The organism is Vibrio sp. B183 (assembly GCF_000740665.1).
In the GTDB taxonomy this organism is placed as follows: Bacteria; Pseudomonadota; Gammaproteobacteria; order Enterobacterales; family Vibrionaceae; genus Vibrio; species Vibrio coralliilyticus.
Genome location: NZ_JPQB01000002.1, coordinates 115,647 through 138,159, shown reverse-complemented (window position 1 = coordinate 138,159; position 22,513 = coordinate 115,647). Strand labels below are relative to the sequence as shown.

18 protein-coding genes are annotated in these 22,513 nt (G+C 44.4%); 10 read left to right on the top strand and 8 right to left on the bottom strand.

Annotation, left to right across the window (positions count from 1 at the left end; translation table 11 throughout):
• Positions 1–159 precede the first annotated feature (159 nt).
• On the top strand, positions 160–1,938 hold the full coding sequence (gene aspS, locus IX95_RS00780; protein ID WP_006962888.1) for an aspartate--tRNA ligase: 1,779 nt from the start codon (positions 160–162) through the stop codon (positions 1,936–1,938).
• A gap of 79 nt (positions 1,939–2,017) precedes the next feature.
• Here aspS and IX95_RS00775 read toward each other — a convergent pair whose 3' ends face one another.
• Positions 2,018–2,710 carry a pseudouridine synthase gene (locus IX95_RS00775; RefSeq protein ID WP_038156032.1) on the bottom strand — a complete coding sequence of 231 codons (693 nt, stop codon included), beginning with the start codon at positions 2,708–2,710 and terminating at the stop codon, positions 2,018–2,020.
• 302 nt (positions 2,711–3,012) lie between these two features.
• On the opposite strand from IX95_RS00775, the gene IX95_RS00770 reads away from it, so the two are divergent.
• The gene (locus IX95_RS00770) at positions 3,013–5,238 is read left to right on the top strand and encodes an NADP-dependent isocitrate dehydrogenase (protein WP_038156030.1); all 2,226 of its coding nucleotides are present in this window, start codon (positions 3,013–3,015) and stop codon (positions 5,236–5,238) included.
• A 94-nt stretch (positions 5,239–5,332) separates the two neighbouring features.
• Here the strand turns inward: IX95_RS00770 and cspD are convergent, their stop codons facing one another.
• Positions 5,333–5,554: a cold shock domain-containing protein CspD gene (gene cspD / locus IX95_RS00765; protein ID WP_006962882.1), complete on the bottom strand. Its 222-nt coding sequence runs from the start codon at positions 5,552–5,554 to the stop codon at positions 5,333–5,335.
• A gap of 464 nt (positions 5,555–6,018) precedes the next feature.
• Between cspD and clpS the strand changes: the two genes are divergently transcribed.
• Both clpS and clpA read left to right on the top strand, forming a co-directional pair.
• Positions 6,019–6,339, top strand: a complete 321-nt coding sequence (gene clpS, locus IX95_RS00760; RefSeq protein WP_006962880.1) for an ATP-dependent Clp protease adapter ClpS — start codon at positions 6,019–6,021, stop codon at positions 6,337–6,339.
• Positions 6,340–6,381: 42 nt separating this feature from the next.
• Positions 6,382–8,655, top strand: a complete 2,274-nt coding sequence (gene clpA, locus IX95_RS00755; protein ID WP_006962878.1) for an ATP-dependent Clp protease ATP-binding subunit ClpA — start codon at positions 6,382–6,384, stop codon at positions 8,653–8,655.
• 52 nt (positions 8,656–8,707) lie between these two features.
• Here clpA and IX95_RS00750 read toward each other — a convergent pair whose 3' ends face one another.
• Both IX95_RS00750 and IX95_RS00745 read right to left on the bottom strand, forming a co-directional pair.
• The gene (locus IX95_RS00750; protein ID WP_038156029.1) at positions 8,708–9,340 is read right to left on the bottom strand and encodes a YdcF family protein; all 633 of its coding nucleotides are present in this window, start codon (positions 9,338–9,340) and stop codon (positions 8,708–8,710) included.
• A 15-nt stretch (positions 9,341–9,355) separates the two neighbouring features.
• Positions 9,356–10,177, bottom strand: coding sequence for an NAD-dependent epimerase/dehydratase family protein (locus tag IX95_RS00745; RefSeq protein ID WP_038156330.1), 822 nt, complete (start codon positions 10,175–10,177; stop codon positions 9,356–9,358).
• Positions 10,178–10,358: 181 nt separating this feature from the next.
• On the opposite strand from IX95_RS00745, the gene IX95_RS00740 reads away from it, so the two are divergent.
• Entirely contained in the window at positions 10,359–11,135 is a 777-nt protein-coding gene (locus IX95_RS00740) for a substrate-binding periplasmic protein (RefSeq protein ID WP_006962875.1), read from the top strand.
• Here the strand turns inward: IX95_RS00740 and IX95_RS00735 are convergent.
• A complete protein-coding gene (locus IX95_RS00735; RefSeq protein ID WP_006962874.1) occupies positions 11,128–11,361 on the bottom strand; it encodes a TIGR02647 family protein in 234 nt (77 codons plus the stop codon). The genes IX95_RS00740 and IX95_RS00735 overlap by 8 nt on opposite strands.
• 457 nt (positions 11,362–11,818) lie before the next feature.
• Here IX95_RS00735 and focA point away from each other — a divergent pair, with 457 nt between their 5' ends.
• The gene (gene focA, locus IX95_RS00730; protein ID WP_029236100.1) at positions 11,819–12,661 is read left to right on the top strand and encodes a formate transporter FocA; all 843 of its coding nucleotides are present in this window, start codon (positions 11,819–11,821) and stop codon (positions 12,659–12,661) included.
• 58 nt (positions 12,662–12,719) lie between these two features.
• Here the strand turns inward: focA and IX95_RS26600 are convergent, their stop codons facing one another.
• Both IX95_RS26600 and IX95_RS00725 read right to left on the bottom strand, forming a co-directional pair.
• Positions 12,720–12,860 carry a hypothetical protein gene (locus IX95_RS26600; RefSeq protein ID WP_019275766.1) on the bottom strand — a complete coding sequence of 47 codons (141 nt, stop codon included), beginning with the start codon at positions 12,858–12,860 and terminating at the stop codon, positions 12,720–12,722.
• 214 nt (positions 12,861–13,074) lie between these two features.
• Complete coding sequence (locus tag IX95_RS00725; RefSeq protein ID WP_038156328.1) at positions 13,075–13,872, bottom strand: ABC transporter permease; 798 nt, start codon at positions 13,870–13,872, stop codon at positions 13,075–13,077.
• A gap of 486 nt (positions 13,873–14,358) precedes the next feature.
• Between IX95_RS00725 and torE the strand changes: the two genes are divergently transcribed.
• From torE to IX95_RS00700, 4 genes are all read left to right on the top strand, one after another.
• Complete coding sequence (gene torE / locus IX95_RS00720) at positions 14,359–14,538, top strand: trimethylamine N-oxide reductase system protein TorE (RefSeq protein WP_006962866.1); 180 nt, start codon at positions 14,359–14,361, stop codon at positions 14,536–14,538.
• Positions 14,539–14,588: 50 nt separating this feature from the next.
• Positions 14,589–15,773, top strand: a complete 1,185-nt coding sequence (gene torC / locus IX95_RS00715) for a pentaheme c-type cytochrome TorC (RefSeq protein ID WP_006962865.1) — start codon at positions 14,589–14,591, stop codon at positions 15,771–15,773.
• A gap of 24 nt (positions 15,774–15,797) precedes the next feature.
• On the top strand, positions 15,798–18,260 hold the full coding sequence (torA, locus tag IX95_RS00710; protein WP_021454981.1) for a trimethylamine-N-oxide reductase TorA: 2,463 nt from the start codon (positions 15,798–15,800) through the stop codon (positions 18,258–18,260).
• A 347-nt stretch (positions 18,261–18,607) separates the two neighbouring features.
• A complete protein-coding gene (locus IX95_RS00700; RefSeq protein ID WP_152561989.1) occupies positions 18,608–20,569 on the top strand; it encodes a metallophosphoesterase family protein in 1,962 nt (653 codons plus the stop codon).
• Positions 20,570–20,702: 133 nt separating this feature from the next.
• Here the strand turns inward: IX95_RS00700 and IX95_RS00695 are convergent, their stop codons facing one another.
• Positions 20,703–22,406: a protein adenylyltransferase SelO family protein gene (locus IX95_RS00695; RefSeq protein ID WP_038156023.1), complete on the bottom strand. Its 1,704-nt coding sequence runs from the start codon at positions 22,404–22,406 to the stop codon at positions 20,703–20,705.
• Between the last annotated feature and the right edge of the window lie 107 nt (positions 22,407–22,513).

The window sequence follows — 22,513 nt, the reverse complement described above, 5'->3', positions numbered from 1 at the left end:
TGCGCTAAAAAGCATCAAAACCGGATAAATAGCAATAAATTGTATTCTGAGTAGTCGATTTTGAATGACTTTCAGCGTATAAATGGATCTTTGCGCTATCAGCTAGGAAAACGCTGATATCGAGTAATTAACAAATTTAAAGAGATTGGGAAATTCATTATGCGTACCCATTACTGTGGTCACCTGAACAAGTCCCTTGCAGGACAAACTGTAGAACTTTGCGGCTGGGTTAACCGTCGTCGTGATTTAGGCGGTCTTATTTTTATCGATATGCGAGATCGTGAAGGCGTCGTTCAGGTAGTTGTTGATCCAGATATGGCAGATGCGTATGAAGTAGCTAACACACTTCGTAATGAATTCTGTATCAAGCTAACTGGTGAAGTTCGTGTTCGCCCAGATAGCCAAGTAAACAAAGATATGGCAACGGGTGAAGTTGAGATCATCGCGAAAGGTCTTGAAATCATCAACCGTGCGGACGTTCTGCCTCTAGACTTCAATCAGAAGAACTCTGAAGAGCAGCGTCTAAAGTATCGCTATCTAGACCTTCGCCGCCCTGAAATGAGCGATCGCATCAAGCTACGTGCTAAAGCGTCTAGCTTTGTTCGTCGTTTCCTAGATGACAATGGTTTCCTAGACATTGAGACTCCAGTTCTAACTAAAGCGACGCCAGAAGGCGCACGTGACTACTTAGTACCAAGCCGCGTTCACAAAGGTTCGTTCTACGCGCTACCTCAGTCTCCGCAGCTATTCAAACAGCTGCTAATGATGTCTGGTTTTGACCGTTACTACCAAATCGTTAAGTGTTTCCGTGATGAAGACTTACGTGCTGACCGTCAACCAGAATTCACTCAGATCGATATCGAAACGTCTTTCATGACGGCTGATGAAGTTCGTGCTACGACCGAGAAAATGGTTCGCGATATGTGGCAAGAGCTACTAAACGTAGACCTAGGACAATTCCCAGTGATGCCTTTCTCTGAAGCGATTCGTCGTTTCGGTTCTGACAAGCCAGATCTACGTAACCCACTAGAGCTAGTAGATGTTGCTGACCTAGTAAAAGACGTTGAGTTCAAAGTATTCTCTGGTCCAGCAAACGATGAGAAAGGTCGCGTTGCAGTGATTCGCGTACCAGGTGGTGCTTCTCTAACTCGTAAGCAGATTGATGGTTACGGTGAGTTCGTTGGCATCTACGGTGCGAAAGGTCTGGCATGGATGAAGGTTAACGACCGTGCAGCAGGCATGGAAGGTATCCAATCTCCAGTGGCTAAATTCCTAAATGAAGATGTGATTAACGGTATTCTGGATCGCACTCAAGCTGAATCTGGCGACATCATTCTATTCGGTGCAGATAAAGCGAACACAGTTGCAGAAGCAATGGGTGCACTGCGTCTGAAACTGGGTAAAGACCTTGAACTAACAGACGAGAACGCATGGGCTCCGCTATGGGTTGTTGACTTCCCAATGTTCGAAGAAGACGATGAAGGCAACCTGCACGCAATGCACCACCCATTCACTTCTCCATTAGGTGTGAATGCTGAAGAATTGAAAGCAAACCCAGCAGCAGCGAACTCAAATGCTTACGATATGGTTATCAACGGCTACGAAGTTGGTGGTGGCTCTGTTCGTATTCACAACGCAGAAATGCAGGCCGCTGTGTTTGATATTCTAGGCATCGATGCAGAAGAACAGCAGCTTAAGTTTGGCTTCCTACTTGACGCTTTGAAATTTGGTACGCCTCCACATGCAGGTCTTGCATTCGGCCTAGACCGTCTGGTTATGCTGCTATGTGGTACGGAGAACATCCGTGACGTTATCGCGTTCCCTAAAACAACAGCGGCGGCGTGTCTACTTACCGATGCACCAAGTGTTGCAAACCCTGCAGCACTTGAAGAGCTTGCGATTGCAGTAACGGCTGCAAAAGAGAAAGACGCAGAATAAGCTTTTCGCTGATAGTGAATATAAACGGCGCTTCAATTGAAGCGCCGTTTTTGTATATGCGGAGTAATCGTACTGGCACTTAGATCAGGATTTCTTTCCATTCACCTGGCTGCAATTCACCCAGCGTAATATCGCCCATTGAGTATCGAATTAGACGTAGAGTAGGGAAGCCAATATTGGCCGTCATGCGGCGTACCTGACGGTTCCGTCCTTCGATAATAGTGATAGCCAGCCAAGTGGTCGGAATATTGGCCCTAAAACGAACGGGAGGGGTGCGTTCCCATACACTGGGCTCTGCCATTACTTCAACTTTTGCGGGTAGAGTCATGCCATCTTTAAGCTCAACCCCTTTCCTTAATTTATCGAGATCAGATTCTGACGGTGCGCCGTCAACTTGCACCCAATACGTTTTCGGTGACTTAGATTTTGGTTGAGTCAGCTTTGCCTGCAATATGCCATCATTAGTCAGTACCATTAGCCCTTCGCTATCTCTATCTAAGCGTCCAGCGGCATAGACATCTTTTACTGGGATAAAGTCAGCGAGTGTTTTTCGGCCTTCGCCATCAGTAAATTGGCTCAAAGTATCAAATGGTTTATTAAACACGATCACCTTGCGACCTTCGGGTGCTATTTTAGGCTTACTGCTCGCCGGCTTTTTACGGTTCTTTGATGAGTGATGCTTGGTTTTATTGGTCGAAGTCGGGTGTTTAAAACCGGGCTTACGCGAACGAGAGGAAGGCGTGGAGGACTCACGGCGTGAGCGTGGTGACATGTTAACTACCTTGCAAAAATGTAAACGAAGTGTGGGCGAAAATTTTCAAAACCATCCGTTTTAGGCTATGATGTGCGCGCCCGAAAACAGGATTGGTGCACAAGATAATAGACTATTCTTCCGATTTTGTTTAATTATAAAAGTACAGTTCTCACGGATCTTACGCTTAAGCAAACGTAAGGAAAAAACAAAAGAGACAATAAATCGCAAACAAGTGAGGGGATGACAATTCAACTTGTTGGCGGACACACAACCCAAAGCCGTTCATCCGACGGGCTTTGTAAGAACAATAGGGAAATTTCATGCCTACAGAAAAACCTACAATTATTTACACCATCACTGATGAAGCTCCTGCACTAGCAACGTATTCACTGCTACCAATCATTCAGTCTTTCACGGCTTCATCTGGTATTGATGTTGATACTCGTGATATCTCTCTAGCTGGGCGTATTATTGCAAACTTCCCAGAGCATTTGACTGAAGAACAACGCATTGGTGACGCACTGGCTGAGCTGGGTGAGCTAGCGAAAACGCCTGAAGCTAACATCATCAAACTTCCAAACATTTCTGCTTCTATCCCACAGCTTAAAGCGGCAATCAAAGAACTTCAGGACAAAGGCTACAATCTGCCTAACTACCCTGAAGAGCCAAGCACGTATGAAGAAGAAGCCATCAAAGCGACTTACGACAAAATCAAAGGTAGCGCAGTAAACCCTGTACTACGTGAAGGTAACTCAGACCGTCGTGCGCCACTGTCGGTTAAGAACTACGCGAAGAAAAACCCTCATTCAATGGGTGCGTGGTCTAAAGATTCTAAGTCCCATGTATCAAGCATGTCTGGTAACGATTTCTTTGGTAGCGAAAAGTCTCACACGGTAGAAGGTGCGACGGAAGTTAAAATCGAATTCACTGCGGCTGACGGTGCGGTTAAAGAGCTTAAAGCACCATTCGCTCTGCAAGACCAAGAAATCATTGATTGTTCAGTAATGAACAAAAAAGCATTAGTAGAATTCTTTGAAAAAGAAATTGCTGATGCGAAACAGCAAGATGTTCTGCTATCGCTTCATATGAAAGCGACCATGATGAAAGTGTCTGACCCAGTGATCTTCGGTCACGCGGTTAAAGTTTACTACAAAGATGTGTTTGCTAAGTACGGTGACGTATTTGAACAACTGGGCGTAGATGTGAACAACGGTATTGGCGATGTTTACGCTAAGATTGCCTCTCTACCAGCTGCTCAAAAAGAAGAAATTGAAGCTGCGCTGCAAGCTGTTTACGAAACTCAGCCTCCGCTAGCTATGGTTGATTCAGATCGCGGTATCACTAACCTTCACGTGCCAAGTGACATCATCGTTGATGCTTCTATGCCTGCAATGTTGCGTTCTTCTGGCCAAATGTGGGGCCCAGATGGTAAGCAGAAAGACACCAAAGCGATGATCCCTGATCGTAGCTACGCAAGCATCTATCAAGCGGTTATCGATTTCTGTAAAGAAAACGGTGCGTTTGATCCAACGACAATGGGTAGCGTGCCAAACGTAGGTCTAATGGCTCAGAAAGCGGAAGAGTACGGTTCTCACGATAAAACGTTCATTCTTGACCAAGCGGGCACAATCCGTGTTGTTGATGCTGTTGGTGCAGTGCTCCTAGAGCAAGCGGTTGAGGAAGGTGATATCTTCCGTATGTGTCAGGTGAAAGACGCTCCGATTCAAGACTGGGTGAAACTGGCGGTAACACGTGCTCGCGCAACGGGTGTACCAGCAGTGTTCTGGTTAGATGAAAATCGTGCACACGACGCTCAGCTAATCAAGAAGGTGAATGCTTACCTACCTAACCACGATACAGCAGGTCTAGAAATCAAGATCCTAGCACCACTGGATGCATGTAAGTTCTCGCTAGAGCGCATCAAAGAAGGTCAGGATACTATTTCTGTAACAGGTAACGTACTGCGTGATTACCTAACGGACTTATTCCCGATTCTAGAGCTTGGTACGTCAGCTAAAATGCTTTCAATCGTGCCACTTATGAATGGTGGCGGTCTGTTTGAAACTGGAGCGGGTGGTTCGGCACCTAAGCACGTTCAACAGGTTGAGAAAGAAAACCACCTACGTTGGGATTCTCTTGGTGAATTCCTTGCACTAGCGGCGTCTCTAGAGCACCTAAGTACAGTGACTGGCAATGCTAAAGCTCAGGTACTGGCTGATGCACTAGACAAAGCAACCGGTGAATTCTTGGATAACAACAAGTCACCTTCGCGTAAAGTCGGCGAGTTGGATAACCGTGGTAGCCATTACTACCTAGCAACCTACTGGGCGCAAGCGCTAGCAGCTCAAACTGCTGATGCAGACCTTGCTGCAGAGTTTGCTCCTGTTGCTGAAGCACTATCTTCAAAAGAAGACGCGATCGTTGCTGAGCTTAACGGCGCGCAGGGCGTGGCAGGTGAACTGGGTGGTTACTACGCACCTGAGTTTGACAAAGCTGCACCGCTGATGCGTCCAAGCGCAACATTAAACGCGATCATCAATGACTAATTAGTCATTTTGAAATTGAAAAACCCGCCAAGTGGCGGGTTTTTTTATTTCTCTATTACGACACTTTAGGTGTCGAACGTTGTTTGGCAGCGTATTATTTAATGGCTTGAGCTTCTACTGGTACCACAGAACTTGCGTGATACCCTTTAGGACCTTCTTCCACTTCAAATGTGACTTGTTGGCCTGCTTTCAGAGTACGATACCCATCCATTTTGATTGTGGAGTAGTGCGCGAAGACATCACCGTCTTCACCCTCCGGACAGATAAAACCAAATCCTTTGGCGTTGTTAAACCATTTTACTGTACCTGTAGCCATGCTATACATCCCTCATGCATATTGTTACTGAAGTTGTGTGATTACACGATGATTCCGTGTGTAAACAAAAAGTGAATATCCATTCAGCCGCTGCCAAATTTTGAGTCACTATTTGACCAATGTAGCCAATGATTGAGTTCAGTCAATAGGAAAAACGTATCACACTCAACATATTTGCAAACAAATCACTTTTAAGATTTACATTTTTGCAACGAATTTCAGCGTGATCCGGTCTATTGTATTTATGCCCTGAATGGTTTTTGGTGTCTTTTTAATCAATTAGATAGAGAATGCTGTTTGATAGAAATCTTTTATTTGCAGCGATACAATTGCTGCATTAGTCTCTAAGTAAGGGCACAAATTTGCTTGGCTCAATTTGTTCTTACTTATAAGAGCTAAATCGATAACTTCCGCACAGTGAAGTGGTAAAATTATCTTAAGCAACTTTCTAAACACGATTAGTCATGAGCAAGCAATTTGAATGGGTCACTCCAGACTCTGATTTACTGGAGCTAGAAAAAACAAAAGTAAAGCCGCCGTCCATGTATAACGTTGTTTTGAATAACGATGATTACACACCAATGGACTTTGTGATTGAAATCCTAGAGCGTTTTTTCTCTATGGATATAGACAAGGCAACACAAGTGATGCTCAAAGTGCATTACGAAGGCAAAGCGATATGTGGCACGTTCACCGCCGAAGTCGCGGAAACCAAAGTAGCGCAAGTCACTATGTATTCTCAAGAAAACGAGCATCCTTTGCTTTGTACAATGGAGCAAGCGTAAAGCTGAATCAAGCAACCCAAGTTGCTGCCAAAGGAGGTACTTATGCTGAATAAAGAGTTAGAGTCGAGTCTAAACGGCGCATTCTCCCGCGCTAGAGACAAACGACATGAGTTCATGACTGTCGAGCACCTCCTGCTAGCATTGTTGGAAAACGATGCTGCAAGGGAAGCCCTTCTTGCCTGTCAGGCAGATATCGATGCATTAAGAAGCGAGTTAGATATCTTCATTGATCAGACAACTCCTCTTATCCCTGAAAATGATGAAACTCGCGAAACCCAACCTACATTAAGTTTTCAACGTGTCCTGCAGCGCGCGGTGTTCCACGTGCAGTCTTCAGGACGCAGTGAAGTAACAGGCGCCAATGTTTTGGTCGCTATCTTTAGTGAACAAGAGTCTCATGCGGCTTATCTTCTGAAGAAGAATGATATTAGCCGTCTGGATATCGTTAACTTTATTTCACACGGTATTACCAAAGCATCAAGCTCAGGTGATGACTCTTCTTCATCTGACTCTTTCAGTAGCAGTGACAGTACTGAAGAAGCAGGTTCGGAAGAGCGCCTAGAGAGTTTTGCTTCCAACTTGAACCAGCTTGCTAAGCAAGGCCAGATTGATCCACTGATCGGTCGAGACAAAGAGCTAGAAAGAACTATTCAAGTATTGTGTCGCCGCCGCAAAAACAATCCTCTTCTAGTGGGTGAAGCGGGCGTCGGTAAGACAGCCATTGCTGAAGGTTTGGCGTGGAGAATTGTTGAAGGGCAAGTGCCTGAAATTATTAAGAATAGTGTAATTTATTCTCTGGATATCGGTTCGCTACTGGCTGGCACCAAGTATCGTGGTGATTTTGAAAAACGTTTCAAAGCCATTCTTAAGCAACTAGAGAAAGAAGACGACGCGATTCTTTTCATTGATGAGATCCATACCATTATTGGTGCTGGTGCAGCATCTGGTGGTCAAGTTGACGCTGCTAACCTGATTAAGCCTCTGCTAAGTAGCGGTAAATTGCGTTGTATCGGTTCAACCACGTATCAGGAATACAGCAACATCTTTGAAAAAGAACGTGCCCTGTCTCGCCGTTTCCAGAAGATTGATATTGTTGAACCATCGCTTGATGACACAACGAAAATCCTGATGGGCCTGAAGCCTAAGTATGAAGCTCACCATGAGGTGCGCTACACCAACAAAGCACTTCGTGCTGCGGTAGAGCTTTCGGCGAAATATATCAACGAGCGCCATTTACCAGATAAAGCGATTGACGTGATTGACGAAGCTGGGGCTCGTCACCGCCTAGCGCCTGCGAGCCGTCGTAAGAAAACTGTTGGTGTGGCCGACATTGAGGCTATGGTCGCGAAAATGGCCCGTATTCCTGAAAAGTCAGTGTCTTCCTCCGATAAAGAGATTCTTCAGAATCTGGATGAGAAGATGAAGATGCTGGTATTTGGTCAGGATGACGCCATTGACGTTCTGAGCGAAGCCATCAAGCTAACACGTGCTGGTCTTGGTGCCGATAACAAACCTGTGGGGTCATTCTTGTTTGCAGGCCCAACTGGGGTGGGTAAAACGGAAGTCACGGTTCAGCTGTCTAAACTGATGGGTATTGAACTACTTCGTTTCGATATGTCTGAATATGGCGAACGCCACTCTGTGAGCCGCTTGATTGGTGCGCCACCGGGGTATGTTGGTTACGATCAAGGTGGTTTGTTAACCGACGCGGTAATCAAACATCCGCACTCTGTTGTACTTCTGGACGAAATTGAAAAAGCTCACCCAGATATCTTTAACCTGCTTCTTCAGGTTATGGATAATGGTACCTTGACGGATAATAACGGTCGCAAAGCGGACTTCCGCAACGTCATTCTTGTGATGACAACCAACGCAGGCGTTCAGGAAACGGTCAAGAAATCCATCGGTCTGATCCAGCAGGATCACAGCCATGATGCGATTTCAGAGATCAAGAAGGTGTTTACACCAGAATTCCGTAACCGTCTGGACAACATCATCTGGTTTAACAGTCTTGATGAACATGTTATCCATCAGGTGGTTGATAAGTTTATTGTCGAACTTCAGGCGCAACTGGATGCGCGTGGTGTATCACTAGAAGTATCGGATGATGCACGTCATTGGTTAGCACTGAAAGGTTACGACAAGGCGATGGGTGCGCGTCCTATGGGACGTGTTATTCAAGAACAACTGAAGAAGCCTCTTGCCAATGAGCTGCTGTTCGGTACGTTGGTTGACGGCGGCACCGTGAAAGTCAATCTGAAGAAAGATGAGCTTAAGTTTAAGTACTTAAGTGAAAAAGAGGCGGCTGTACACTAAGTCGTGTGTTTAATGAAAAAGCCAGAGCGTTTGAAGCTCTGGCTTTTTTGTGTCAATTGAAAACGGATCTTAATGCGAGATAGGACGTCTCAATGTGTAGTGGTATTTCCTGTTCTATCTGGAATCCTTTTTTGGGGTATTCTTTTATTCGCTCAAAATCACCCAACATAGCTTCAACGGTAACATCAAGAGGTATCTCTTCACTAAAGTAATCAATAAAAGCGGTTTTAGGGGATGTCACGCAGACATGGTTGACTTCATTTGGCCATTGTTTCATGAAAGTAGCGTAAGCTCGCCTCTCCATATAGGGCTTTTGGACCAATATGAATGAGCGAAAATCGTAGCAAAGTTCGGTGAGAAGTTTGGCCGTTAACTGTATATTTTCACCGGTATTGGTCGCTTGATCTTCGAGGATGATATCAATTGAGGGTACCCCGAGATCTCTAGCTATAGCAGCAAAAGTATGTGCCTCGGTTTGATCAAAAATACCGTCTGTTAGTCGTCCAACGCCCCCAGAAAATACAATCTTATTTGCCCAACCATCGTGATAAAGTTTTGCTGCATGCTCTGCAACCCTAACGTCGTTGCTACCAAGTACAAATAGGCAGTCAGCTTTATGTAATGGCTGAGCGAGTTGCATGTAATCCCACAGGTTTTCTATGTGTTGGAAAAGCTTGGTGCTCATATCGGATTCCCAGTGCTATACAAGTTCTAAAGTGTGCTGGTAATGAAAGCGATAGCCCAATTTTTGCAAGCGATCCGCTAGAATTCGTTTGTCTGCTTGTTGTACAACAGGTGGTAGGCGGACATCAGAGCCGACATTGTTAAGCGCTGCTTGATAAAACTCTGCCTTGCTAACTGTGTTGGGTGTCGTCGCATTGATTACAATGTTCTTGCAGTTGAGAGCAACGAAGCTTGTTGCACCTATAGCATCGGTCAGATGAAGCATATTGGCTGGAGCAAGTTCACTGACTTGCTTCAATTTATCGACAAAGCGAGAAGGGTGACGATCAGGTCCAACGAGCCCACTACAGCGGACAACGCCGTAATCAAGCCCTGAATCAATTACATACTGCTCTGCTTGCAGCATCGTAGCTGCTTTTTCCGAGAATAAGTTGCTGCTGTACGCTTTATTGAGAGAGGCAGCATCTTCATCTAATGCGTCAGCTAGGTTGGGGTATACGGTGGTCGAGCTGACCATGATGACTTTTTTAACCTGAGCAACCAGGCAAGCCTGGCAGAGCATATTCCAGTGTTGAGCGTACTGTTGTCCCATCCCTTTTCTAAAACCGGGAGGGAAACAGCCAATCACAATGTCCGCTTTAGTGTTACTAATGGCTTGAGCGACAATATCCGGATTAGTCTGTAAGTCGATTTTTAGCCCTGTGAGATGCTGAGCTTCCAGCTCTTTTACACCATCATCAGTGGTGCGGCTCACATACACTTTGTGCCCTATGGTTTCTAGGTAATGGGCGAGAGGCTTACCTAGCCATCCGCCACCAATGATCAATATGTTTTTCACACTAAGTCCTTGTCCAAAGTGATTTTCCATTTAACTATCTTAAAGACGTTGAGAATAATCAACAGTTAGTTTGATGGTTTCATAGCCTTTGCTTCGCTAAACCAACAAACCCAATCTCTTATTATTGAGTCTATTATTAAGTATTGGGTGCGTTTTGACACTCGACTTTTTAGGTAAGTACATGAAGTGGTGTTTGTTATGGGCCACCTTGTTTTGCTCAAGTGTAGCGGCCGAACAAAAAGTTTATATGACATCTCTAGAGTGGCCACCTTATTCAGGCGCAGACTTGCCTGAAAATGGTTACTCTGTTGCCGTTGCTCGCGAAGCTTTTGCCGCAATGGGATACGAGCTGGTGGTAGACTTTCAACCTTGGGTCAGAGCTGTGGCATTAGCCACTAAATCTGACAGGTACATGGGCTATTTCCCCGAGTACTTTTTTGAAACCTCTGATTTTGTTTTCTCTGACTCTATAGGCAGTGGCCCATTGGGTTTTGTCGAAAATACCCGCTTTCCGATTAAGTGGCAAAGTCTCTCTGATCTCAGATTCCTTCGCATTGGTGTTGTACAAGGTTATATCAATACCAAAGAGTTTGACCAAATGGTGGCAGAAGGCCACCTACAAGTGGAGGCATCAGCTAATGACACCAGAAACATTCATAAAGTAGCCAAAGGAAGACTGGATGCGGCCGTGATTGACCCGAATGTCCTAGAATATCTTATCAGTGTTGATGTGCGAGAGGGGCTGTTGAGGAAACGTTTGAGAATGAATGCTAGGTTGCTTGAGAATAAGCAGCTTTATATGGCGTTTAAAAATCAGCCGGAAGGTAAAGCGATAAGAGAAATATTTAATCAAGGATTGGAAAAAATAGATATAGACTCAATCGTCAGTCGGTTAAAGAAACCGACTGACAACAAGAACGCCTTAAGCAGTGTTCCTACGATAGATAAATCTAACTAGATAAAACGCGTAAAATTTTGTCTGCATGTTCGGCAATTTCGATGCCCTCGTCAGTGAGGTAACCGCCGTCAGGGAGAGTACATAGGCCTTTATCAAATAGTCGTTGAACCGCCGATTGCATATCTTCTGATGCATCATGATGAACTTTAATGCCAGTAGCGGCGCTGCTAATGTCGAATTGAAGTAACAGGTTTAACTCGGCGATCTTATCAGCGGTATATTTCATAATGAATTCCTTAGAGAAAGTATTAAAACAACCATAATCCTCGTATTGGTATTCATCAATTATGGGCAAAGAGAAATGTTATCTACCCCTTAATTTGCATAAAAATAGACGTTGATTAGATTAGTTATTGACCAACTGTTTAACTGTGTTTAAGGTGTTTTTCTTAATGCTTAAACTTCATAACGGTGAAGGTTGATATGAAGAAATTGACTAAATGCCTTTGATGAAAATATTACTGGCTTAAAATGAATTCTAACCAATTGATTTAATGTAATATTACTCATTTTAAAGGTTCTTATTTTACCTTCTTTTATTATTCTAAACCTGACAAACACTCGAAGTTTTTATTGTTTTAAAGCCACTTCGTTGCGCGCAGGGAATTAAGGCTTGAAATTGAGCACAATAAGAGTAATTATCCGCGCCCACAAATCCACATTAATTTAAATGTTTTACCATGATGAACTTAAACCAGTTTGATTCTCTATTGCCGCCACAGATGGCGGAACGTGCCGCTGAAATCGGTGTAGGTAAAGTGACGAAAGACCCGATGAAGTCGTTTCTTCTGGCCATTTCGGCTGGTATTCATATTGGTATTGCGTTTGTCTTCTACACAATAGTCACGACTGGGGCCGGGGACTTACCTTGGGGCCTTACTCGCTTGTTAGGTGGATTAGCATTCAGTTTAGGTTTGATACTCGTTGTCGTTACCGGTGGCGAGTTGTTTACCAGTTCAGTTCTCACCTTGGTTGCCCGTGCGAGTGGTAAGATTACGTGGAAAATGCTGATGAAAAACTGGGCTGTTGTGTACAGTGGAAACCTCATCGGTGCGTTATTGCTAGTGGTGTGTATGTTGCTAACCAAGCAGTATATGTTCGATGGCGGCCAAGTTGGCCTCAATGCTATGGCTATCTCTCAGCACAAACTGCATCACAGTTTTGTTTCGGCGGTCGCGCTGGGCATTATGTGTAATGTTTTAGTCTGCATCGCGGTTTGGATGACATTTAGTGGGCGTACACTGACAGATAAAATTGCTGTGATGATTTTACCTGTGGCGATGTTCGTCTCTGCTGGGTTTGAGCATTGCATCGCAAACATGTTTCAGGTGCCGATGGCTATTGGTATCAAGTTTTTTGCACCTGCTGAGTTTTGGCAGATGACGGGAGCGAATATTGCTGATTACGCGGATTTGAATTTGCTCAACTTTATCACCAACAACCTTATACCTGTGACTCTCGGTAACATCATTGGCGGCGGTGTCTTTGTTGGGATGTGGTATTGGATGATTTATCTGAGAGACTAACCCGAATTGAATGAATAAAGGCTCGTTGAAGAACGAGCCTTTTTTGATCTTGCGGATCTCAATGAAGTTGCCCCCACGGCTCTTCAATGATGTCATCCATTTCCAATATTTCTTCTGGTAGAGAGACTAACCAGTCACGACTATCTTCGTTTTCCAGTTGGACTACGTCGTTAGGGCGATAGAAAGCGTCAAGTTGCATGTTTTTAACCTCACAAGATCAATTGTCTAAAGCATAATCTCGGGATTTGACGGTTTTATGACGTCGTTTGAGCTAATTCATATGCATATGAATACTAACATTTTTACTGACTAGAATACGTTTGAGAGGAAGAATCGAAGTTATCCTGAGTAGTATGACATGGTTATCCACAGATTCTGTGGATAAGATCTTTTCTACTCGTGGATCCTTATTGTCATGACGGTGTGTTATTAAGATCCACTAAGACTCTTCCTTCTTTATTAATGCAGCTTCGAACAGATAAGCTGAGGGTCAAACTGATGGAGACAGACAGCATGACAAAGATCGCGACCATGATCATTAACTGATACTTGATCGCGATAAGTGGGCTTGCTCCTCCTAAAATCTGGCCTGTCATCATTCCTGGCAATGTAACTAGGCCGCTAGTGGTCATTGAGGCCAAAGTGGGAGCTAGGGACTTTTTAATCGACTCTCTTACAAAGGGTAATGTGGCGAACTGAGGAGAAGCGCCTAAGGCAAGCGCAGCCTCATATTCACTGCGACGAGTATCGATTGAGGTAAACATATTCTGTAATGCGACGATATTGCCGCTCAGTGAATTTCCCAGAAGCATTCCCGCCAAGGGGATCAGATACTGTGCATTAAAGAGCGGTTGTGGCTGAACGATCACGACACAGATGAGTATCAGAATGGGTAAAAGGCCGACGAGTAAACCAGCGGTAACAGGGTACATTAAAGGCTTCCTAGGCAGCTTAGCCTTGCTGATGATGGAGCTCGCACCAATTAAAGTCATGACCAGCAACCACAAAACGTTTACAAGCAGGCTGTTTATACTGAACAAGTACTGAAGGTAAACACCGACCAACAATAGCTGTATGGTCATTCTAGCGACGCTAATGAGCGCTTCTCTTTCGATATTAAGCCGGTAATAGCGACTGATGAGTACTGGGATCGTCAGAGTACAAAAAAATAATGCCAGCAGTGGCCAAGAAATATCTACAACACCGCTCATGATTTCTCCCCCCAAAATTTCAATGCGCATTGTATACCTAAAAACTTTAGTAAGGGTCGAATTCCACGAAAAAGTGCCCGATTCAGTTCTAGTACATTCGACGTTTACATGGTTAAGCTGCCTGAATTTTATACATTGCCCGATACAACTTATTAACATTTAGGTGTTCTTTTCTGGGGTGGATAACGTGCTACATCCTTAAAAACACACGCAAAATGTTACTTATTTGTTGTTTGCTGGTTGTTTTTTTAACAATGTTTTCCTGTTAATAAATCTTCATAAACTTATGCATGTTGATATATGAATTATTAATCAAACACATCTCTGGATGAGCTCAAAAAAGTGTTGAATAACAAGGTGTGGTGGGGCGGATTTAATTGAACCCTACGATTAGTATGGTCTAACATTTTTATCTAGAGATTGTAAAAAACGTTAGCTCGGTTACAAGAGCTATCCAATAACACTAAATACAAAATAGGCAAATGTATGAGTGATGTTAACAAAATTGAGAGTGGTGAAAAACGCTCGCTGGAGTGGAAGTCTTTTCTCTTCATCGCGGTTGTTCTCTTCCCGGTTCTAAGTGTGGCTTTCGTAGGCGGCTACGGATTCATTGTTTGGATGCTGCAAGTATTCTTCTTTGGACCACCTGGTGCCCATGGCATGTAAGCCAGTGAGCTCATTTCCACATTTTTGAAAAGATTTTAAGAGAGCAAACCATGAAATCATTTATCGTTAAACTGTGGCGTACCATGACGCGCCCAGCAGTGCATATAAGCCTTGGCGTGCTGACTATGGGCGGTTTTATCGCAGGTGTCATCTTCTGGGGCGGTTTCAACACAGCACTAGAAGCAACGAACACCGAAGAATTCTGTATCAGCTGTCATACCATGCGTGACAACGTATACGTTGAACTTCAGGAAACTGTTCACTGGAAAAACCATTCCGGTGTTCGCGCTACTTGTCCTGACTGTCACGTTCCTCATAACTGGACTGATAAAATTGCTCGTAAGATGCAAGCCTCTAAAGAAGTATTCGCCCAAGTGTTTGGTAACTACGACGAACCAGGTGTATTTGAAGAGCGCCGTATCGAACTCGCTAAACACGAATGGGATCGTTTCTCTGCGAACAAATCCTTGGAGTGCAAAAACTGCCACAACTATGAGTCAATGGACTTCGAACAAATGTCCCCAACGGCTCGCATACAAATGAAGCAAGCGGCGGAAAAAGATCAGAGTTGTGTTGACTGTCATAAAGGTATTGCCCACAAGCTTCCAGCCGGTATGGATAGTATTGGTGGGATTGTTGGTGAGCTGGAGCAGCTGACTTCCAGCACAGATTACTCGGTGGGTAACGCTTTGGTGAGCGTTCGCCATTTACCTGTCTACTTTGATGAAACGGGTGCTGAAGAAGCGGGCCTGCTTAACCCAGCATCGACAGTTACAGTTCTAGAAGACAAGGGCGAAATGATGAAAGTTGAAATTGATGGCTGGCGCAAAGCAAAAGGCTTTGGTCGAGTTATTCAGGAAGACTTTGGTATGAACATCGCAGTTGGTTCACTACTTAAAGAAGCGGCAACCAGTGATGATGTGGTTACAAAAGGCGAGAAAAAAGTCGATGAGCTAACTGGTCTTCCATGGGAGAAAGTGGCAGCAACCGTTTGGATGAAAAAAGAAGCAATGCTAAACGACGTCACTCCAATCTGGGAAAAAGCGAGCGAAGCGTATAAGACCAACTGTTCAGTTTGTCACACTCAGCCTGATGAAGCGCACTTCGATGCGAACACTTGGCCTGGTATGTTCAATGGTATGTTGGCGTTTGTTAACTTCGACACAGATAGCGAAGCCCTAGTATTGAAGTACCTACAGAAGCACTCTTCAGATTTTGCTGAAGGTCATCACTAATAAGCGTCGGATGGAGTAATTGAAATGGCTATTACACGAAGAAGTTTTCTTAAAGGTGTAGCAACGACCAGTGCAGCGTCAGTAATCGGTCCAAGCTTATTGGCATCTGCTTCTGCAAGCGCAGCTGAAACGACAGGAACTTGGAAAGTCTCCGGTTCTCACTGGGGCGCATTCCGTGCCCATATCTACGCGGGTAAAGTTCAAGAGATCAAGCCGCTAGAAACCGATACCAACCCAACTGATATGATCAACGGTATCAAAGGTGTTATTTATAACCCGTCTCGTGTCCGCTACCCAATGGTGCGCCTAGATTGGTTGAAAAAGCACAAGTACAGTGCCGAAACTCGCGGCGACAACCGTTTTATTCGTGTTACTTGGGATGAAGCTTTGGATCTGTTCTACCGTGAGTTAGAGCGCATTCAGAAAGACTATGGACCTTGGGCATTGCACGCAGGCCAAACGGGTTGGCGTCAGACCGGTCAATTCCATAGCTGTACCAGCCACATGCAACGTGCGGTAGGTATGCATGGTAACTTCATTACTAAAGTTGGTGACTACTCAACGGGTGCAGGTCAGACGATTCTGCCTTACGTTCTGGGCTCGACGGAAGTTTACGCTCAAGGTACATCGTGGTCTGAGATTCTGGAAAACTCAGACAACATCATCCTATGGGCTAATGATCCGGTGAAGAACCTTCAGGTTGGTTGGAACTGTGAAACTCACCAGTCATTCCCTTACTTGGAGCAACTGAAAGAGAAAGTCGCTAAAGGCGAAATCAACGTACTTTCTGTTGACCCAGTGAAAAACAAAACTCAGCGTTTTCTACAAAATGATCACTTGTACATTAACCCAATGACTGACGTTGCGTTTATGTTGGCGGTCGCTCATGTGTTGTACAACGAAAAACTTCACGATCAGAAGTTCATTGATACCTACTGCCTTGGTTTCGACGAGTTTATTAAGTACGTTCAAGGTGAAACGAAAGACAAACTTGAAAAAACACCGGAGTGGGCGGCTGAGATCTGTGGCGTAAGCGCTGACAAGATCCGTGAATTTGCGCGCATGCTAGTTAATGGTCGCACACAGATCCTGATGGGATGGTGTATTCAGCGTCAGGAGCACGGTGAGCAGCCTTATTGGGCGGCGGCAGTAGTTGCTGCAATGGTTGGTCAAATTGGTCTTCCGGGTGGTGGTATTTCTTATGGTCACCACTATTCTGGTATCGGCGTACCTTCAACTGGCTTCGCTGCACCGGGTGGTTTCCCACGTAACCTTGACCAAGGTATGAAGCCAAAATGGGACAACAATGACTATAACGGTTACAGCAAAACCATTCCTGTTGCCCGTTGGATTGACTGTCTGTTGGAACCGGGTAAAGAAATTCGCTACAACGGTAGTAAAGTGAAGTTACCGGGTTACAAAATGATGGTGATTTCAGGTAACAACCCATGGCATCACCACCAAGATCGCAACCGTATGAAGAAGGCCTTCAAGCAGCTTCAGACCGTGGTGACTGTGGAGTTCGCTTGGACTGCAACGTGTCGATTCTCTGATATCGTTCTACCAGCTTGTACCCAGTTTGAACGTAATGACATCGACGTCTACGGCTCATATTCAGGTAAAGGTTTGATTGCGATGCACCGCCTAGTGGATCCATTGTTCCAATCTAAGACAGACTTCGAGATCTTCACCGAGCTCAGCCGTCGATTTGGTCGCCATAACGAGTACACGCGTGGTATGGATGAAATGCAGTGGGTTCGCTCATTGTATGATGACTGTCGTGCGGCTAACAAAGGTAAGTTCGACATGCCATCGTTCGACGATTTCTGGGAACAGAGCGTTCTTGATTTCGGCGAAGGTAAACCTTGGGTTCGACACGCTGATTTCCGTGAAGATCCAGAAATTAACGCACTTGGTACTCCTTCTGGCTTTATTGAGATCACCTCCCGTAAGATTGGTCGTTATGGCTATGAGCACTGTCAGGAACACCCAATGTGGTTTGAAAAGACAGAACGCTCACATGGTGGACCGGGTTCAGACAAGTTCCCATTCTGGCTGCAATCGTGTCACCCTGATAAACGCCTACACTCGCAGATGTGTGAGTCGGAAGAGTTCCGTGCTACCTACGCGGTGCAAGGTCGTGAGCCGGTTTACATCAACCCTCAGGATGCCAAAGAGAAAGGTATCAAAGACGGTGACTTGGTTCGCGTGTTTAACGACCGTGGTCAATTGCTGGCAGGGGCTGTGCTTATGGATAGCTATGCTCGTGGCGTTATCCGTATCGAAGAGGGCGCATGGTATGGTCCTCTGAACGAAAAAGAAGGTGCGATCTGTACTTACGGCGACCCGAATACGCTAACAATGGATATTGGTTCTTCAGAGCTTGCTCAGGCAACCTCTGCCAACACCTGTATCGTTGATTTCGAGAAGTTCACTGGTAAGGTTCCACCAGTAACCTCATTTGGTGGCCCAATCGAAGTCGCTTAATTGTATTGAATATGAGCCTGTTATGTGTTGATTAATACTTAGCAGGCTCATTTTTATTCTGAAATTTTAATTGAGTAAAATACTTCGAACTAACTCGACCAATAGATATTTTAAATAGTATTAATTTATCCCTAACCACCATATATATAAACTCATTTCTATTTTGTAAATTCTTTTATTCTTAATTTTACTAGATATATTTTTCTTGTATTTATCTAATAAAATTATATTAATATTTTTTCTTTCTGAAATATTTTTTAATAAAAGAGTTAAATTTAATGTCATCAATTTAAAATCAAAATTGACCAATATTTGTCGCTCTTTAAATTTTTAGTAGAGAGTAACTTTTGAAAAACCAAATAATAGTTTTATCTTTAGTGCTGACACTGATTGGCTGCCAGGAGGAAGACAACGTAGTCTCTTTGAATACTAGGGAGCAGGTCAACTTCATCATTCATCCGTATCTACAAATGCCTAGTAGTGACAGCATGACAGTACGTTTCGAGACCGTCGATAAGCATACTCAAGTTTGGGCTAGGCCTAAGGGTAGTTCTGATGGTTTCATCGTGGTAGATGCCGAGTTGATTGATGAGTCTATTTCCGATACTCGAACAGCTGTGCTCGAAGGGCTAAAACCATCAACGATGTATGAATACTTTATCGTTGCGCTTAACCCTCAAGATGAAGAAAAAATAGAATCCAAGTCTCCTACGTACGCATTTAAAACTCTCCCTAATCAGGGGGATAATACAGAGTTGAATATTGTGGCAATAGGAGATACCCAAAATGGTGATACGATAGGTGTACTCGCCGATGTGGTTAATAAAGGTATTATTCCTTATGCATGTGAGGATAATGAAGCAATATGTGCTGAAAAAATATCAGCAATAACTATTGCAGGGGATATTGTCTCTACTGGTAATGTTATGGCGCAGTGGCGCTATGAACTTTTTGAACAAATGAAGAATATTACTCCTTATGTCCCACTAATTACGGTTCCAGGTAATCACGACTATTATGACGGTTCAAATTTAAGTATATACAAACACTTCTTTGAAAAACCGACAAATGAAGTAGAAGGATACAAAGAGACTTGGTATTCGATGGACTTGGGGCGTTTACGTATTATCGGCTTAGACAGTTTTCCAATCTCGCACGATCACTCAAATTTTCAAAAGGATGTAATGGCGACCCAACGTCAGTGGTTGAGCGAGAAACTGAATTCGACGAAAAACAACGAAAACATAAAGTATGTATTTTCCATGTTCCACCACCCATGTTTGTCTGAGCTATGGATCACCGGTGAGAGCTTGGGCTCTTGTGAGTTAGTCGCGGAAACAGAAAAATACTCAAAAGATACAGGGAATATTTCTGGGCATTTCTTTGGGCATACGCATGCTTATTCGCGTGGACAATCGATGGACACCAATCACCTTTGGGTTAATGTATCAACATCACAAGGTTATCGTGAGCCAATTCATGACAATCATATGCTCTACGATGTTCATGATTACAATACCTTTGCTATCAGTAGAAGTGAATTTGGCTTCAACATATTGACCTTTAACGCTGGCGGCAGCGAGAGCGTCAATATGAAACGATACTCTGCAACGGTGGAGAATAAAGTGGGTGGATACGGTTCACTTCAGGATGGGTTTGAAATGACAGACGAAGTTACAGTGAACCCGGGTAAGACGGTGCTTCCGGCTCCACAGATCATCTCTCCTAATGGTGAAGTAAATACCAAGGACATCATGCTTGAAATTAGCCATAGTGATCCAGATTCGATTTATGAAGTGCAATGGCAGCTGTCTAAAGACGATAAGTTTGAGAACGATGTCTATGACTTATGGGGTAACCATACGCGTAAACACAATGTAATGCCCAAACCTAAACCGGGTGGAGATCCTGGAGACGAAGTAGATCCAACATGGCGCGAAGGCGATCTAGTGGATAGCCAAGAAGGCGTGGATCTTACAAAATTGGCGCTTGCTAACTTTATTGAAAAGTTCTATATCGGTGGTGATGAAGCTTACAAATGGAGTAATCATAAATACACCGAAGAACATCAGCATATGAGTGAGAATGATTCAGTGGAAGGGAATGAAGTCACGGCGGGCACTGTGCGTCGTGAGAAAGTGACTCATATCAGTTCATACGATAGGTTCTCAGGTCAGGGCAACCAAGCACCACAATTCGATATTAAACATGGTGATAGATGGTATTGGAAAGTACGTGTTCGCAGCGCTGACATGAATTGGTCTGAATGGAGTGAGACGAGTGATTTTGAGCTCAACCTGCTCCCGTAATCTATGGTTTGATTAAATGATGCAGTTGCATACAACTGGTGTGCAACTGCTATTGTTCAATTTTTATGTTTGCCTGTTTTTACTGGGGTAAGGTTTGCGCAAACTTTGTTGGTTCAGTGACTATTGAAAGTGGTTATGAAGAACAGCTGTAATGAGAGACCCCGCCTGCTGCGAAATACTCTAACGGTTTTAGCTTGTAGTATTTCTCTTCGACCTCTTTAGATTGCTCACCATACGGGTCAGCTAATATCTCTTCTAACTCATGGATAAGTTTAAAATCTCCCAGTCTAGCTTGCTCATAAGCAGGGACAATAAGCCACTCGCGCCAAGTGTATTTAGGGTTTACTCGCTTCATGTTCCGAGAGATAGCCTCAATACCTTTTTCAACATTCAGTGACTCACGCCATGATGTTAACCACTCACTCCACTCATTTTCTAATGACTCATCAGGCTCAGCATAAAAACTTTTGGCAATTTCAGAGACATCCTCTGGAATATTACAGAGCTCACGGAAGAACATAGTGTAATCGACATGGGTCTTCATCATCAGAGCGAGTAGCGAGTTAAACAGCGGAGCATCAAATGTGTCGAGCCCCAATTTGTCTGCCCACATCTGAGTAATTTTGTCTTGCATGAGTGAAGAGAAGCCATCGCGAATCTCATCCAATTGTTGGATGAGCTCTGGGGAAGACTGCAATAACACTTCTAACGCGGAGCAGAATGATTCAAAGTTCTTTTCGGCGGCCAATGGCTGGTTAAAGAAGGCAAAGTGTCGACCACCACCTGTCCAAGGTTGAAAATAAGGTTCAAAACGTTCGCAAAACCCGAAAGGACCATAATCTAAGGTGAAGCCACCTACTGCACAGTTGTCACTGTTAAAGTTGCCCTGACAGTAACCGACGCGTAACCAGTGTGTAATTAATGTCGTGAGCCGTTCGCGAAACTCAACGGCTAACCGGAGTGCTTTGTCAGTCAAAGGAAGGTTAGCATCTATCTTATCGCCATACTCTCGTTCAATCATGTGTAAAGCCATCATCTCCAGTTCAACTACAGCGTTGGGATGTTCCTGACAACGAGCACGGCGCGCGAAGAGTTCAAGTTGACCAACACGCAAGAAAGACGGCGCGACGCGAGTTGAGATCGCCACAGGGTTTGAGACCATGACATCAGGATCTTGAGAGCGAGAGCCTTCACGATACCAAGGACGATCAACCGTTTCCGATTGGGATACAAATAAGCTTAAAGATCGTGATGAAGAAACCCCAAGAGCATGCATATGTTCTTGTGCAAGGAATTCGCGGACACTTGAACGAAGTACCGCTCTGCCATCTGCACCGCGGCAGTATGGTGTTGGACCACCGCCTTTTAACTGCATTTCCCAGCGCTGGTGGTTGAGTACTCCTTCAAAGACTGAGATAGCACGTCCATCACCATAACCATTGCCCGTTCTAAATGGGCACTGTTCTGTGTATTCATTACCAAAGATAGACAAGGCGTAGCCTGTCGCCCAGCCTAGGTTGCGCATGGGAGCTGGTACCTGACTCACATCACCAGAAAATAGCTGTTTGAATTCTTCGCTTAGTGCAAGGCTGTCTTGCAAGCCGAGCTCTTTAAAAAACGGGCGACTGTGGCTGACATAGACAGGGTCAGAAATGGGAGTAGGTCTGACTGGCACGTAATGACCTGAAAACACCTGTCTTGGGAAGTGATCTTCGCCATCTTGTGTCGCATCTGGGTCACAGATAAGCGTGTTGAGCAAAGAGTAGTCAGAGGCTCGGGCAAGATCGGCCAAGTTATCAATATCTACTGGGCGTTTCATCCCTTCCTGTTTATTCATGCTTTTTATAATTCCTGACGGCAAGTAGAATCTATCAGCAATGATACGTCGGTAATGGGCAAAAGGCATCAATAGCCGATGATTAAATCTTGGCCGACCTCTTGATC